Origin of the sequence: Paenalcaligenes niemegkensis (genome assembly GCF_022230885.1) — a bacterium.
GTDB classification, from domain to species: Bacteria; Pseudomonadota; Gammaproteobacteria; order Burkholderiales; family Burkholderiaceae_B; genus Paenalcaligenes; species Paenalcaligenes niemegkensis.
This window is the reverse complement of the sequence record NZ_JAKGCT010000004.1, coordinates 1,019,531-1,035,256: the sequence shown is the minus strand read 5'-3', so window position 1 is coordinate 1,035,256 and position 15,726 is coordinate 1,019,531. Positions and strand designations below refer to the sequence as shown.

General features: G+C 51.7%; 12 protein-coding genes and 3 pseudogenes. 7 read left to right on the top strand and 8 right to left on the bottom strand.

Features of this window, described 5'->3' with window-relative positions:
* Positions 1–13: 13 nt before the first annotated feature.
* The 4 genes and pseudogenes from nadD to L1889_RS08980 all read right to left on the bottom strand — a co-directional run bounded on the left by nadD (position 14) and on the right by L1889_RS08980 (position 3,612).
* Positions 14–622 (bottom strand): nicotinate (nicotinamide) nucleotide adenylyltransferase, encoded by a 609-nt coding sequence (nadD, locus tag L1889_RS08995; protein WP_238664847.1) that lies wholly within the window; start codon positions 620–622, stop codon positions 14–16.
* Positions 613–1,517: pseudogene (gene hemF / locus L1889_RS08990) on the bottom strand (oxygen-dependent coproporphyrinogen oxidase). Before hemF ends, nadD begins: the two are co-directional and overlap by 10 nt.
* Before the next feature lie 21 nt (positions 1,518–1,538).
* Positions 1,539–2,831 carry a phosphoribosylamine--glycine ligase gene (gene purD, locus L1889_RS08985; protein ID WP_238664846.1) on the bottom strand — a complete coding sequence of 431 codons (1,293 nt, stop codon included), beginning with the start codon at positions 2,829–2,831 and terminating at the stop codon, positions 1,539–1,541.
* Between the two features lie 49 nt (positions 2,832–2,880).
* A complete protein-coding gene (locus L1889_RS08980; RefSeq protein WP_238664845.1) occupies positions 2,881–3,612 on the bottom strand; it encodes a YebC/PmpR family DNA-binding transcriptional regulator in 732 nt (243 codons plus the stop codon).
* Positions 3,613–3,752: 140 nt separating this feature from the next.
* Between L1889_RS08980 and L1889_RS08975 the strand changes: the two are divergent.
* From L1889_RS08975 to L1889_RS08965, 3 genes and pseudogenes are all read left to right on the top strand, one after another.
* A pseudogene (locus L1889_RS08975) lies at positions 3,753–5,225 on the top strand (helicase HerA-like domain-containing protein).
* Positions 5,226–5,235: 10 nt separating this feature from the next.
* Positions 5,236–5,646 (top strand): Rossmann-fold NAD(P)-binding domain-containing protein, encoded by a 411-nt coding sequence (locus tag L1889_RS08970; RefSeq protein ID WP_238664844.1) that lies wholly within the window; start codon positions 5,236–5,238, stop codon positions 5,644–5,646.
* Positions 5,647–5,648: 2 nt separating this feature from the next.
* Positions 5,649–6,167: an NAD(P)-dependent oxidoreductase gene (locus L1889_RS08965; protein ID WP_238664843.1), complete on the top strand. Its 519-nt coding sequence runs from the start codon at positions 5,649–5,651 to the stop codon at positions 6,165–6,167.
* Here L1889_RS08965 and L1889_RS08960 read toward each other — a convergent pair.
* Positions 6,156–7,046 (bottom strand): DMT family transporter, encoded by an 891-nt coding sequence (locus L1889_RS08960; protein ID WP_238664842.1) that lies wholly within the window; start codon positions 7,044–7,046, stop codon positions 6,156–6,158. The genes L1889_RS08965 and L1889_RS08960 overlap by 12 nt on opposite strands.
* 96 nt (positions 7,047–7,142) lie before the next feature.
* Here L1889_RS08960 and L1889_RS08955 point away from each other — a divergent pair, with 96 nt between their 5' ends.
* Positions 7,143–8,129, top strand: coding sequence for a quinone oxidoreductase family protein (locus L1889_RS08955; RefSeq protein ID WP_238664841.1), 987 nt, complete (start codon positions 7,143–7,145; stop codon positions 8,127–8,129).
* Between the two features lie 130 nt (positions 8,130–8,259).
* Here L1889_RS08955 and L1889_RS08950 read toward each other — a convergent pair.
* Positions 8,260–9,278: pseudogene (locus L1889_RS08950) on the bottom strand (class 1 fructose-bisphosphatase).
* 18 nt (positions 9,279–9,296) lie between these two features.
* Complete coding sequence (gene pepN, locus L1889_RS08945; protein WP_238664840.1) at positions 9,297–11,984, bottom strand: aminopeptidase N; 2,688 nt, start codon at positions 11,982–11,984, stop codon at positions 9,297–9,299.
* Between the two features lie 184 nt (positions 11,985–12,168).
* Here pepN and L1889_RS08940 point away from each other — a divergent pair, with 184 nt between their 5' ends.
* Entirely contained in the window at positions 12,169–12,813 is a 645-nt protein-coding gene (locus L1889_RS08940) for a DUF4136 domain-containing protein (protein WP_238664839.1), read from the top strand.
* Positions 12,814–12,857: 44 nt separating this feature from the next.
* On the opposite strand, the gene L1889_RS08935 is transcribed toward L1889_RS08940, so the two are convergent.
* Complete coding sequence (locus tag L1889_RS08935; RefSeq protein ID WP_238664838.1) at positions 12,858–13,205, bottom strand: H-NS histone family protein; 348 nt, start codon at positions 13,203–13,205, stop codon at positions 12,858–12,860.
* 149 nt (positions 13,206–13,354) lie between these two features.
* Here L1889_RS08935 and L1889_RS08930 point away from each other — a divergent pair, with 149 nt between their 5' ends.
* Complete coding sequence (locus tag L1889_RS08930; protein WP_238664837.1) at positions 13,355–14,182, top strand: carbon-nitrogen hydrolase family protein; 828 nt, start codon at positions 13,355–13,357, stop codon at positions 14,180–14,182.
* 24 nt (positions 14,183–14,206) lie between these two features.
* Positions 14,207–15,673: a metalloprotease TldD gene (tldD, locus tag L1889_RS08925; RefSeq protein WP_238664836.1), complete on the top strand. Its 1,467-nt coding sequence runs from the start codon at positions 14,207–14,209 to the stop codon at positions 15,671–15,673.
* Positions 15,674–15,726 lie beyond the last annotated feature (53 nt).

Here is a 15,726-nt window from a genome sequence, read left to right as displayed (position 1 = left end):
AGTCGTAGACCGTTTAGCGGAAAGTGTTGGGTTGGTAAAGTCGATGGTGTTGTATGTAGGTAGCGACTGAGGGGTCTAGCAAGCCTTCTGTACCAGCCCCTTGCGCAAGCCTACGGCGAATTTCGGTGGCTGACAAGTATATCGGGGGCAAGCTTAGGTAATGTAAGGACTTGTTTAGCTGTAGCAGCTGTTTATGCAAGGAATCGGGTGCAATGAGCTCGTTGCCAGGGCGCCGCCCGACAGCCAGCTCGACGCGCTGGACAATTTCTTGCCAATCTCGCCAGGAACACAGATTTTGCAGTTGATCGGCGCCTATTACCCAGTAGTATACGGGGCCTGGCGGAAGCTCGCGTAATGTATCTATGGTGTAGGTAGCACCGCCACGTTCAATTTCGCTCGTGTTAATGCTCAGTTTAGGGTAACCGGCACTAGCCAGCTTGAGCATGGCAAGGCGATGTTCTGCTGTTGCTGCCAAGGGGGCCCGCTGCCAGGGATTGGCTGCGGGCAACAGTTGCAGCTGATCCAGATGTAGCGACTCTACTGCATTTTGAGCCAGTTCTATATGAGCTAAATGTACTGGATCAAAGCTACCGCCCAATAAGCCTATGCGTTCTACAGCCATTCTCTGGGTTTTAAAAAGTCGGCCAGGCTTGCTTCATGACTATCGGGTTCGGGTTCCCATTGATAACGCCAGCGCACTATAGGCGGCATCGACAGTAAAATGGATTCGGTTCGCCCACCAGACTGCAATCCGAATAGCGTGCCCCGATCGAACACCAGGTTGAATTCCACATAACGTCCGCGCCTGTAGGCCTGAAAATCGCGTTCGCGGTCGCCATATTTTAAATGACGGCGCTGCTCGACAATAGGCATATAGGCTTTAGTGAAATGATCACCTACTGACCTTACCAGGGCGAAACTTTGTTCAAAGCCGGCGACGTTTAAGTCATCAAAGAAAATGCCGCCGATACCACGCGTTTCGTCACGATGTTTTAAGTAAAAATACTCATCACACCATTTTTTGTAAGTAGGGTATTTATCAGCGCCGAAAGGGGCAAGAGCGTCAGCGCATTTCTGATGGAAATGGGTGGCGTCTTCAAGGTAAGGGTAGTAAGGGGTGAGGTCGAGTCCTCCACCAAACCAGAATACAGCCTCTTCGTCTTCGTTGCGCGGATGGGCAACAAAGAGGCGAACATTCATGTGTGTGGTGGGAATATAGGGGTTGCGAGGGTGGATAACCAGCGATACCCCCATGGCCTCCCAGGGCGTCCCGCCAGTTCAGTACGTTGCACGCTGGCTGAAGGAGGAAGCGTTTTCCCTTTGACATGGCTAAACAGCACCGCTGCCCGCTCGAAAAGGTTTCCCTCTTCGAGATAGCGCGAGATGCCGCCACCGCCTTCAGCACGATCCCATTGGTCGGAGTCGAACTTTCGGCCATCGGCCAGTTCCAGGTGCCCTACAATGCGTTGCTGCAGGTCCAGAAAGTAATCACGTACATCAGATACTGAAATACTCATGCCTAAAAGTAACCCCTTAAATTACGAAGCGTCGGAGCCAGGAATGGCACGCCAGCCGATATCCGTACGAAATTGTTTACCTTCAAACTGAATTTGAGAAGCGGCAGCGTAGGCTTTATCTTGAGCGCGGCGTATCGATTCACCTAATGCGGTGACACATAAAACCCGACCGCCTGATGTTTGTAGCTGACCATCTTTAAGCGTGGTTCCCGCATGAAACACCATGCAGTTTTCAGAGTCGGCCGGCAACTGTTGAATGGCATCGCCGGATCGAGGGTTTTCGGGGTAGTTGGCAGCAGCCATGACAACGCCAAGAGCCGTACGGCGATCCCAGTCTATGTGTGCTTCGTTGAGTTTGCCTGCGATGGCAAGTTCAAACACTTCGGTGAGGTCATTTTTGATGCGCATCATAATTGGCTGCGCTTCTGGATCACCTAGGCGACAGTTGTACTCAAGCAGTTTAAGGCTGCGGGTATTATCGGGGCCGTCGCCAATCATCAGGCCGGCATATAAAAAGCCAGAGAAAGGGATACCTTCTTTTGCCATCCCCTGAGTCGTGGGAAGAATGACCTCGCGCATGATGCGATTGTGCAGGGTGGGGGAAACAATTGGAGCGGGGGAGTAGGCGCCCATTCCGCCTGTGTTGGGGCCCTCATCACCGTCTTTTAAGCGCTTGTGATCCTGGCTGGTAGCCAAAGGTAGCACATGCTGTCCGTCGCACATGACGATAAAGCTGGCTTCTTCGCCCGTGAGAAACTCTTCAATGACTACCCGGGCACCTGCTTCGCCAAAGCGGCCGTCGCCGAGCATGTCGTTAACGGCGTCAAGCGCTTCCTGTTCGTGCATGGCAACGATCACACCTTTGCCAGCCGCCAGCCCATCGGCCTTGATGACAATGGGTGCGCCTTGTTCGTGAATGTATTGCCTGGCGAGCTCGGGATCTGTAAAGGTAGCGTAATGGGCAGTAGGGATGTGGTTACGCACCATGAAAGCTTTTGCATAGTCTTTGGAGCTTTCGAGCTGTGCCGCGGCTTGCGTGGCACCGAAGATGCGTAATCCGGCAGCGCGGAAAGCGTCTACCACACCCGCCGCGAGTGGAGCTTCTGGGCCTACTACTGCAAAGGCAATCTTTTCTGAACGGGCAAAGTCCACAAGTGCATTCACGTCGGTGAGAGCAATATTTTTTAGACGTGGAGAGGTAGCGGTGCCCCCATTGCCAGGGGCGACAAATACGGTGTTAACCCGTTGCGATTGGGCAAGACGCCATGCGAGAGCATGTTCACGGCCGCCGCCGCCGATGACGAGTAGCTTCATAGTCAGTATGCGCAGGCCCGAAGGTCTGCTGTGATCCATAGGTTAATTGTTATTCGGTTTCGTCCATGACGGCAGTGGTGAAAACCTCTTGTACGTCATCAAGGCTTTCAAGCGCGTCGAGCATTTTTTGCATGACAGCAGCATCATCGCCCTCGAGTTCAGTTTCGTTCAGGGCTTTCATGACTACACCATGAATTTCTGGAACCAGGGCTGCATCGTTAAAGGCCTGGTTAAGCTCAGCATAATGCGTAGGCAGGCAAACTACTTCAATAAGCCCTTCGGAATCAGTAATAATGTCGTCTGCTCCGGCTTCCAGCGCGACTTCCATGATTTTTTCTTCGGAGGATCCAGGCGCAAAAATAAATTGGCCACAGTGTTGGAACTGAAACACGACAGAGCCATCAATACCCAGGTTTCCACCGTTTTTGGAAAAGGCGTGGCGTACATCCGAAACGGTGCGCTGGCGGTTGTCGGTCATACAGTCTACGATCACAGCTGCACCGCCTACACCATAGCCTTCAAATCGGATCTCTTCAAAGTTTGCGCCATCGCTTTCCCCTGCGCCCCGTTGAATGGCTCGATTTACGTTATCTTTGGGCATGTTCGCCGCAGCCGCTTTTTCGCAAGCCAGACGTAATCGGGGATTAGCGTCAGGGTCAGGGCCTGCTTCGCGAGCAGCGACTGTGATTTCTCGGATGACTTTAGTCCAAAGCTTTCCGCGCTTGGCATCTTGGCGCCCTTTGCGGTGTTGGATGTTCGCCCATTTACTATGTCCGGCCATAAACAATTACCAATTAAAAGATGACGAGGTTTAGGTTTGACTGGTTATTTTAACCCGTGCGGAAAAATTAGCCTGAACTACACTTTGGCTCTACGGTTAAACACCTTATTATTAGCTATTTTATTACTTGGGACGGGGCTATGGCAGACGCAATAAAAATCGCTCGAGGACAACAGTCGGAAATTACATTGCTACCAGGCATGGCTAATCGGCATGGCTGTATTACAGGCGCCACCGGCACAGGTAAAACCGTTAGTTTACAACTATTGGCAGAATCCTTCTCTCGCCTTGGTGTCCCCGTATTTGTTGCGGACGTCAAGGGGGATCTCAGTGGCGTATCGCGAGCCGCCGAAAGCAGCCCGAAGTTAAGTGCGCGCCTGCAAGAGCTTAAGCTGCCGGAACCGATCTTTGCTGCAAATCCGGTCGTGTTTTGGGATGTGTTCGGCGAGCAGGGACACCCTGTAAGGGCCACTGTCTCGGATATGGGGCCGCTCTTGCTCTCGCGTATGCTGGAGCTGAACGCTACACAAGAGGGCGTACTCAATATTGTTTTTAAACTGGCTGATGACGAAGGCCAACTGATTCTCGACCTTAAAGATTTAAGAGCGATGCTTGAGCATGTAGCCCAGCGCGCGACCGAACTGCGATCACAGTACGGGAATGTATCAGTAGCTTCGGTGGGGGCAATTCAGCGATCTTTGCTACGGCTTGAGGCCGAAGGAGCTCAACTTTTTTGGTGAGCCTGCACTGGATATTGCCGACTGGATTCGCACCGACGCAACGGGCAAGGGGATCATTAATGTTTTGGTCGCTGATAAGCTTATTCAGTCGCCCCGGCTGTACGCGGTGTTTTTATTGTGGATGCTGGCTGAGCTTTATCAGCGTCTTCCAGAAGTCGGCGATCTGGATAAGCCAAAGTTTGTCTTTTTCTTTGATGAGGCGCATCTGCTGTTCAGCGATGCGCCCAAGGTTTTGGTCGAGAAGGTCGAGCAGGTTGTACGGCTGGTCCGTTCCAAAGGGGTGGGCATCTATTTCGTCACGCAGAATCCGCTCGATATACCCGAGACAATCCTGGGGCAGCTCGGACATCGAATTCAACATGCGTTGCGTGCTTATACGCCACGCGATCAAAAAGCGGTGAAAACAGCCGCCCAAACCATGAGGCCTAACCCACAGCTGGATGTTGAGGCTGCCATCAGCCATCTGGGCGTAGGCGAGGCGCTAGTCTCGATGCTCGATGCAAAAGGCATACCTGAGCTGACGCAGCAGGCCTGGATGTACGCGCCTGGCAGTCGCATAGGCCCCGCTACGGATGAGGAAAAGCGTCAAATACGTGCAGCCTCCAGTTTGGGCCTCAAATATGACGCCGAGATAGATCGCGAGTCAGCCTATGAAGTGCTGAGTCAACGTGCAAGTGAAACCGTGCAGCGGGAGTCCAGTTCAGCGCCCAGTGGCATTACTGCTCTTCTCAGTGATTTTTTACTGGGCTCTACGGGGCCCAGGGGTGGAAAAAAGATGGTTTGTTACAGTCAGTTCTCAAGTCCGAAGCCAGGCGCGGTACCACCAAGTTATTACGAGGTGTGTTGGGTTCGTTGTTAAAGAGTAAGCCTTAAGGAGGCCTAAATGCCTAAAGTTGTAGTGGCAGCGGGATCGCATCAAATCAATCAAAAATGGATCGACGCTTTCAGTAAGCTGAATCCGTCATGGGTACTGGTGTCGTGGGATGAGCAAAGTGCTGGGCAGCAGGCAGACTATGCTGTGGTTTGGCAGCCTTCTCTGGGCTTGTTTCAAAAAGAGAAAGCCTTGAAAGCGGTATTTAATCTGGGCGCAGGGGTAGATGCTTTAAAACTGTCTGATTTTCCCGAGCAACTTCCGATTTATCGCCTGGAAGATGCCGGCATGGGGTATCAGATGGCTGAGTACGCCATATACGGCGTGTTCCAGGCCACCCAGCGCTTTACTCCTTATGAGCGTAGCCGTGCTGAAAAAAATGGCAGAAAAGCGCTCCTGTTTATCGGGAGCAGTATCCGGTAGGGGTGCTGGGGCTGGGTGTAATTGGTCAGCATGTGGTGGACGCCTTGAAAGCGCTGGGCTATCCGGTATCTACCTGGACACGCACGCCCCGTAATATCGACGGCGTTACTGCCTTTAGCGGGGCCGAAAGTTTTGACGAGTTTTTAAGTCATACGCGTATTCTGATCAACGTGCTGCCTCTAACGGATCAGACCCAGGGGATTCTTAACGCGCGCACCTTCAGCAAGCTCTTGCCTGATGCTTATCTCATCAACATGGCGCGTGGCGGACACCTTATTGACGATGACTTAATCCAGGCCTTAGAGCAGAAAAAGCTTGTTGGAGCCTTGCTGGATGTTTTTACCGTCGAGCCGTTGCCGTCTGAGCATCCTTTTTGGCACCACGAAGCTATACAAATTACGCCGCATATTTCCGGAATGACGATTATTCCGGAAACTGTGCGGCAGCTTTCAGAGAAAATCAATGCACTGGAAAACGGTGAAGCAGTCAGCGGATTGGTCAGACGTGATTTAGGTTACTGATGGCGTAGAAGCCGAGGCGGGATCTGGCTCGGCTTTGCGCAATCCGGACCACACGATGGCGGCGATCATAATGCACCCTCCGATCAAGGCACGTACTGATGGATACTGTGCAAACAAGATCGCTGCAAAGGCGATGGCATAGACCGGTTCCAGGGCAATCACAATTCCAGCGCTGCGGGCATTGAGGGTGCTCAAGCTTGAGACCAGCAAGTAATGCGAAAGGGCAGTACAAAAAACGCCCAGCAAGGCGGTCCAGAACCAGTCGATAGCCCCCGGGTCGCCAATAACGCTGATCGCAAAGGGCCAGCACAACAGGGCAACGAAGCCGTTTTCCCAGCAGGCCACCTGCAACGCCGGAATATGGCCTGCAGCCCGGCGGTTAATAATCGTGAACAGGGCGAAGGTAAGTCCGGAGACCAGGGCCCAGGCAAGCCCCACCGTTGACTGATCTGCAAAGTCAAAGGAAGGGGTAACCAGCAGCAAGCCAAAACTTACCAGGGCTAGAATCAGCCACTCTGTACGGCTTACTTTTTCGCGCAGCACCAGCCATTCGCACAGGGTGATGAAGGCAGGAAAACTGGCAAAGCCCAGCGTCGCAATGGCAATGCCTCCTACCTTGACAGCAATAAAGAAAGTAGCCCAGTGTATGGCCAGCATGACTGCAGCAATCAGGAGCAGCTGCCAGTCGTTATGTCGCAGACCCTCATTGATACGCCTGCCCTGGGCGCGAATGATAATGAAGAGGATCAAAGTTGCAAAGGTGGCGCGTCCTGCCGTAATAAACATTGCACTGGATTGTATGAGTTCGCCGAAGATGCCGGTTAAACCAAAGAGTACTGCTGCGATATGAATATACAGAAGCGCGCGTTTATGAGTCATGTAAGGGCGAATAGTGAAGATTTTTGATTAGCGGCATACACTAATGTGGAATGCCTAACCATATCGGCCCAATCATAGATTAGCAAGGAGAGACTTATGCAGCAAAGCGTGAAGGCAATACGCATTGAGGAAAATGGCGGACCTGAGGTAATGCAGTGGTTATCCATTCCTCTGGAAGCCCCCAAGCCAAACGAGGTATGCGTACGGCATAAAGTAATAGGCTTAAACTTTATCGATATTTACTTTCGCGACGGTCTGTATCCCAGTCCGTTGCCTCACGGCCTGGGTTTTGAGGCATCAGGGGTTGTTGAAGCCGTAGGGGCTGACGTGCATCACGTTAAAGTCGGTGATCGCGTTGCCTATGGGCAAGGGCCTCTTGGTGCTTACTCCGAAGCTCGTAACATTCCAGGTGATCGTGTGGTGAAGCTGCCTGACGAAATCAGCTTTGAAGAGGCTGCGGTAATCATGCTGAAAGGCTTGACCGTGCAGTATTTATTTCGCCAGGTGCACGAGCTTAAAGCCGGTGAGACGATCTTGTTTCATGCCGCAGCCGGAGGTGTTGGCTCCATCGCATGTCAATGGGCCAAGGCCTTGGGCGTTAAGCTGATTGGCACAGTGTCCAGCCCAGAGAAGGCGGCTGCGGCCAAAGCAAATGGCGCCTGGGAAGTGATTAACTACAGCAATGAAAATGTAATCGATCGTGTGCGTGACCTTACTGATGGCCGGATGGTACCGGTAGTCTATGACGGCGTGGGCAAGGCGACATGGGAAACGTCCCTGAAATGTCTGCAGCCCAGGGGGCTGATGGTTAGCTTTGGCAATGCTTCGGGCGCCGTCACCGACGTGAACTTAGGTATATTGGCTCAGCATGGGTCGTTATATGTGACACGGCCTTCGCTTGCGGCCTTTGTACCTACGCTCGAAACGATGCAGGCAGCGGCTGAGGAGGTCTTCGAGCTGGTGAAGACAGGCAAGATAAAGGTAGAGATTGGGCAGCGCTATGCACTAAAAGACGCCGCGCGTGCGCACGAAGAACTGGCATCGCGTAAAACCGTAGGGGCTAGCGTTCTTACAGTCGATTAGTCGCTAAGCCACACAACCAAAAAACCGTCTTGCCTCGATACTCGGGAAAGACGGTTTTTTTATGGGGCAGTCAAAGCAATCAGTCAGGCTGTGCACCTGACGGCAGGCTTGATAGAAAAGACGTCAGACTCTAGGGCGCAGCCTGAGCATCAAGGTGATAGCGTTGCAGACGATCAACCTCGGTTCTGGATCCAAGAATCACGCCAATGCGTTGATGCAGATGTGAAGGCTGAACATCCAGAATACGGTTGGCGCCATCAGTTGAAGCACCTCCAGCCTGTTCAATAATGAAGCTCATTGGATTGGCTTCATACATCAGGCGCAACTTGCCTTCACGCACAGATTCACGCTGGTCGCGTGGGTACAAGAATACGCCTCCGCGCGTCAGTATGCGATGCACGTCGGCAACCATCGATGCAATCCATCGTGTGTTGTAGTTTTTGCCCAGGGGCCTTCGGCACCTGCCAGGCACTCTTCGATATAGCGCCTGACTGGCGGCTCCCAATGCCGCATATTTGACATGTTGATGGCGAACTCATTTGTATTCTCAGGGATGCGTATATCGTCATGAGTGAGCACCCAGGAGCCCATCTCGCGATCTAAGGTAAAGCCAACCACGCCTGTGCCCACGGTCAGTACCAGCATGGTCTGCGGTCCGTATATGGCATAGCCCGCCGCCACTTGTTTAATGCCGGCCTGTAAAAAGTCGCTTTCTTGAATTTCACGGCCCTGTGCGCCCTCTGGCACGTGCAGTACTGAAAATATGGTGCCTATGGATACATTGACGTCGATATTGGATGACCCATCAAGAGGATCAAATAACAGCAGGTTTTCACCCTTGGGAAAATGCGTAGGAATGCGATGCAGTGTCTCCATTTCTTCGGAGGCCATCGCAGCCAGATTGCCACCCCATTCGTTGGCTTCCAGAAGAATTTCGTTAGACATCACATCCAGCTTTTTCTGTACTTCGCCTTGCACATTTTCGGTAGCCAGGCTACCCAGCACACCGCCTAAGGCCCCTTTGCTGACGGCATGGCCAATAGCCTTGCATGCGCGGGCAACGGTTTCAATCAGTAAACGAACCTCGGCTGACACAGCGCCTTTCTGTCGCTGTTGCTCAACCAGGTAATGGGTTAGGTTCTTCTTCAATGTAGTGCTCCAGGGGAATCAAATAGTAAGTGCTTTATTCACAATTTCAGCGACATTGGCCGATTTTGCGTGTGCTTGTATATGGCAGAGGGCATCGTACAGCTGACTGCGATAGGGGACGTCGTACTGCGACCAGTTATCGAAGGCGCGAGCCAGCCGTGCTGCGATTTCAGGATTGATCTTATCGAGTGCCACCACTTGTTCCGCCCAGAACTCATAGCCATACACATTGTGCACGCCTATGCTGTTGTTATTGCAGAACTGAAAAATAAGTGCTCTGGTGCGGTTAGGGTTGCGTATCGTGAAAGCAGGATGCAGCATTAACGATCTTAGCGATTGTACCGTGGTGGTGGGGGCGCAGGCTTGCAGACTGAACCATTTGTCGACCACCAGGGGGTCGTGTTGCCATCGCTCGTAAAAGTGGGCGCAGGCCTCGCCACTCTGACTCTCGTCGTAATAATTCACAAGCGATTGCAATGCACTAAAGCGATCAGTCATGTTCTGTGCCTGGTGGTACTGCTGCATCGCCAGTTCGTAGGCGCCCGGAACATTTGCTGCTGTCAAATACTGCAGACAAAGGTTTTTCAAGGCGCGGCGGCCCGCAGAAAGGGCGTCAGGACTATAGGCTTCATTGGGGCGATTAAGCGAATGGTAAGTTTTCAGCCAGTGTTCAGCCAGTTCTTTGCCTAGATGTGCCTGAAGAGCCTGCCGTGCATTGGCCACGGCAATAGGCTGCATCGGGCGATGTAAGGTTTGTACCTCCCGAACCGAAGCCAGGCCCAGCACTCGCGATAAAAATGCTTCTGACAGAGTGTCATCACTGAGCAGGCGTCGATAGACCTGCTCTACGGCTTTGCGATTACTTGCGCATTTTTCGCTGCCGGGTTCTAGAGAAGCACTAAGAATTGCCTGTTTGCTTAGTGACTGCGCGGCTTCCCATCGACCAAAGGCATTGCTGTCGTGCTCGGCCAATAGCCGCAGCTCGTGAGTACTGCGTTCGATGAAAACGCTTACTGGGGCAGAAAAATCGCGTAACACTGAGAGCACGGGCGCATGCGCCACATCGTGAAAGACCCATGAGTTCTGCGGGCTATCAAGCTCAAGCAGGAATTCGTCTGCTGTCTTGCCCTCAAGGGTGGAGCTTAAGGCCTCGCCTTCAGGGCCGATCAGACCCACTTTGACAGGGATTAACAGTGGCTGCTTTGTAGAGCTATCTCGGAGGCGCTCTATGCCCACCGCATCATTCTGTTGACTGATGCGAACCGTATACGTTTTGGTCTCAGGGCTGTAGGCGGCGTCAATGTGGATCTGTGGGGTGCCGGCTTGCGAATACCAGCGCCTGAAAACCGACAGGTCTTTGCCTGGGTTGGCTGACTGGTAAACGCTGTCCATGGCGTCGACAAAATCGTCGCAGGTAACTGCCTGGCCATCGTGGCGACCGAAATATTCTCGGATGCCTTCCTGAAATAAGGCTTCGCCCAGCAAAGTGTGCTGCATTCGTATAACTTCAGCGCCTTTTTCGTAAATAGTGGCAGTGTAAAAATTGCTGATTTCTTCGTAGCTTTCAGGACGTATGGGATGGGCCATCGGGCCGGCGTCTTCCGGAAACTGTGCCAGCCTCAAGGTGCTGACATCATCAATACGCTTAACCGCTTTGGCGCTTTCTGCCTGGGCGCCTTCAAGCTGATCAGCGAGCATGTCTGCAGAGAACTCTTGCTCCCTGAACACGGTCAGACCTTCTTTCAAAGACAGTTGAAACCAGTCTCTGCATGTGACGCGATTCCCTGTCCAGTTATGAAAATACTCATGGCCAATAACCGCCTCGATGGCACGATAGCTAGCATCGGTAGTGGTCTGGGGATCGGCCAGCACGTAGGCGGCATTAAAAACGTTGAGGCCTTTGTTCTCCATTGCGCCCATATTGAAATCGTGCGCGGCGACGATCATGTAGCGGTCCAGGTCCAGCTCTAGTCCGAAACGATTTTCATCCCAGCGCAATGATCGTTCCAGGCTGTCCATCGCCCATTCTGTTTTATCGCCATCGCCTTTATCGCTGTAGACCTGCAGCAGCACACTCCGGCCCGATGCTGTCTGTACGGTGCGCTCCTGGCAATCAAAATCGCCTGCTACGACAGCGAATAAATAAGAAGGCTTCGGGAAGGGGTCTTCCCACACCGCTTCGTGCTTATTGCCATCCAGTTGTCTGGTACTTAGTAAATTTCCATTGGAAAGCAGGCTGGGGTAAGCGCTTTTGTCGGCTGTTAAGGTAACGTGGTAGCGAGCCATCACATCAGGGCGATCCGCGAACCACGTGATTCTTCTAAAGCCTTCCGGCTCACATTGTGTAAAGAGCTGTTCGCCGGAAACATAGAGCCCCATCAAGGTGGTGTTCTGATCCGGCGTGCAGGTATTGACGATTTCGATTTTGTTCTCGTGCTGATGCAGATACACGGTTAGCGATGTTGCATCGATTTTATACTCTGCCTCATCAAGGGCTTTTCCATTAATGCGCAGGCTTAAAAGCGTCAGACCCTCTCCGTCCAGCAATAGCGGCTGTGGATCAGCGTTCTTTGATATGGCAGTAAAGCAGGTTGTTACCGTAGTTATTGCAGGCGCCAGTTCAAAGTGAAGAGCAACGCGCTCAATCAAGTAGGGATAGGGCTGCCAGTTCTGGCGATAAATGGTGTGACCGACATCAGTACGCATAATGAGTAAATCGCTAAATGTATTTAAGATTAGTATTATTGTAGTGCGATAAGGGCTAAATGCCTTGCGTGGCCTCGAAGCAACTATTTTGAGAGTCGGCTACCCACACCCTGTTTGAGTTAAAGAGCCACGAGTATGATGGTTTTAACGGGACCGCTTTTAATTACAGGGCAAAGGAGCGCATATGTTGCCGTTTGCTAAACGTTCGTTTTTAAGTACAGCTTATTTTCTGGTCGCTTGCAGCTTGTTATTTTTGCTGTCGGGCTGCGCCTCGAGCTGGTCGGCAAAAGTCAGCAGCTATCAACGCTGGCCTGATAACGTTGTAGGTCAAACCTATCGCATCCATTCCGAGCCTGATCAGACAGGTAACCTGGAGTACGAAGCGCTAGCAGATACGGTACGTGCTGCCATAGGGCCTACCGGCCTGACTGAAGGGGACGCCAATGCCCGTTTTGTGGTTCACCTGAATTACGGTTCCGAACTGAAAGAAGATTGGGTTCAACGCTACGGTGATCCGTATTTTGACGGTATGGGCCCATTTGGCCCGGCATGGGGTGGATACTTCGGACATTTCGGAGGTTTTCGCGGCGGTATGATCTATAGCCCGCGAGTAGTGACAGTGCCCATACAATATCGGGAAAATCGTTTAACCGTAATTATCAACGATAGTGCTCAGAATAATGCAGAAGTGTATCGTTCTACCGCCAAGAGTATTAGTGACGGTGATAATTTACTTGATGTTATGAGTTATTTATCTCAGGCCGTTTTTGACCGCTTTCCAGGTAATAACGGTGAGGTACGTGAAGTACGCTTTACGCGTAATCGCTAATTAGCGATTACGCTACTGATAATTAATGGTTATGGGTAGTGATATTATTTTTCAATTAGAAATGAGTCGCGGCTATTGCCTTTTGCCTCTGCGTCGACAATCCAGCGAGGCGGACGGCCGCGGCCTGTCCAGGTGTCACCGGTTTCCGAATTTCGAAAGCGGGGAGGCAAGGCGGCTTTAGGCGAGCTTGTGGCTTTGGCTTCGTTATTAGAACGCTTGTTGTAGGCTTCGGAGAGCTCTTCGAGGCTAATGTCGTAGTCAAGCATGGAGCGAACAATAGAGCTGATAACCGGACGGCGTTGGCGCGTTTTTAGTGTGCGCATTTTACGCTGAAGCTTAAGAATTTCTTTTTCAATTTTTTGCTTTTCTGTTGTAAACGACTCTTGTGGCATTATTTATTCCTTTGTGAGTGTGCGGTTATTTATATTCACAGTATGTGGCTTTTTAAATCACCACCTTAAATTTATTTTAACTCGATTTTGTGGAACATGAAAATTTACTTTGTTTCCGTCGAGAACTAACTAATTAGGAAGAAATATCGTTGAGCGACCTGCGTAATAGAAACAGTGCATTCAAAATTGCGGCCCTGCAAATGGTGTCTTCTACTGACTTAAATGCCAACCTTCTACAAGCTGAAAAGCTAATACAAAGTGCGGTTCAGTCAGGTGCTAAGTTATTGGCGCTACCAGAGTATTTTTGTTTTATGGGAGCGCGAGATCGCGATAAGCTGGCGCACCTGGAAACAGATGGAGAAGGGCCGGTTCAACGTTTTTTGTTTGAGCAGGCGACGAAATACCAAATTTGGCTCATAGGAGGTACTTTGCCTCTTGAAAGTCCGGATTTAAACCGTATTTATAATAGCTCGCTGGTTTACGGCCCCGAGGGCCAGCGACTGGCGCGCTACGATAAAATTCATCTGTTTGGTTTTAAGAAAGGTGACGAGTCTTACGACGAATCAGTCACCATACGGCCTGGTGAAGCCGTCCCGCAGGTGTTTGATGCACCTTGTGGTCGCGTGGGTCTGGCGGTTTGCTATGATCTCCGTTTCCCGGAGCTGTTCAGGGCCATGGGCGAGATTAACCTGCTGATTATTCCTTCGGCCTTTACATACACTACAGGTCAGGCACACTGGGAAGTCTTGTTGCGCGCGCGCGCGATTGAGAACCAATGTTATGTGCTTGCACCGGCTCAAGGCGGGAAGCACGAAAGCGGTCGCCGAACCTGGGGGCATTCAATGCTGATTAGCCCATGGGGTGACATTATCGATAAAGTACCCGAAGGGCCAGGCTACGCTGCAGGCGAGCTCGATCTAAACACGATAAGCTCTGTGCGCCAGAGCCTACCCGCATTACGACATCGCACGATGTAGTCGCATTAAGGACATCTTACATATATGAATATCACAAACCCTGCTATTGAAGCCTTAGACACCGCGAAATCGCTTTTGCTTGACCCCTGGGGGTTGACCGAGACCGATCTCGATAAAGCGATGTCCGAAATCTTCGAGCATCAGGTTGACTATGCTGATCTGTATTTTCAATATACCCGTAGCGAAGGGTGGAGCTTAGAAGAAGGCATAGTAAAAGCGGGCAGCTTTTCTATTGAACAAGGTGTAGGGGTACGGGCGCTTAGCGGCGAGAAAACAGCTTTTGCCTATTCCGATGCACTCAGTCAAGAAGCGCTGCTCTCTTCGGCTCATGTGGTTCGCAGCATCGGCCGTCAGGGGGCTACCAAGCGGGTGCGCGTTAATAGTGCCCGCCCTGACATTCAGCCCAGGCATCAGCTTTATGAGCAAAATGATCCTTTAAACAGTCTGAGCGCAAGTGAGAAAGTAGAGTTGCTCGGACGGGTAGAGGCGCGTGCACGGGCAGCTGATTCTTCAGTCATTCAGGTAATGGCCGGCCTGGGAGCCGAGTATGACGTCATGATGGTGGTGGGCAGCGACGGACGCATGGTGGCTGACGTGCGTCCTCTGGTTCGTTTGTCCGTGTCTGTCATCGTTGAGCGCAATGGCCGTCGTGAAATGGGCAGTGCAGGCGGTGGGGGGCGATATGGTCTGGCTTATTTTAGCGATGAGATGATCAATGACTATGTCGAACGGGCGGTCAGCTCAGCACTTACGTCGCTCGAAGCCACTCCTGCGCCAGCGGGTGAGATGACCGTAGTCCTGGGTTCGGGCTGGCCGGGAATTTTGTTGCACGAGGCAGTGGGGCACGGCCTGGAAGCTGATTTCAATCACAAAGGTTCCAGCGTGTTTTCAGGCCGTATCGGAGAACGCGTCGCTGCACGCGGAGTGACAGTTATTGATGACGGAACCTTGGCCGATAGACGAGGCTCGCTGAACGTAGATGATGAAGGCAACCCTACTCAAAAGACAGTGCTTATCGAGGACGGTATTTTGAAAGGCTACTTGCAAGACAGTCGTAATGCGCGTTTCATGAATAGCAAGGTAACGGGGAATGGCAGACGTGAGTCCTATGCGCATGTGCCTATGCCACGTATGACCAATACTTATATGCTTGATGGCAAGCACGAGCATGAGGAGATTATTGCCTCAGTCAAAAATGGTATTTATGCTGCGAATTTTGCAGGTGGACAGGTTGATATTACCAGCGGCAAATTTGTGTTTTCTACTTCAGAAGCCTGGTTAATTGAAAATGGAAAACTGATACGGCCAGTAAAAGGGGCCACCCTGATTGGAAATGGTTTTGATGCCATGAATCGGGTCAGCATGATTGCCAATAATATGGAGCTGGATTCCGGGGTGGGCACTTGTGGTAAAGAGGGGCAGAGCGTACCTGTGGGGGTAGGCATGCCTACTATACGTATCGATGGTTTGACGGTGGGCGGTACAGCTTAAGATATACCGTATAACGAATTTTGGGCTCAAAAAGCCCATCGTTAGCTAAAGAC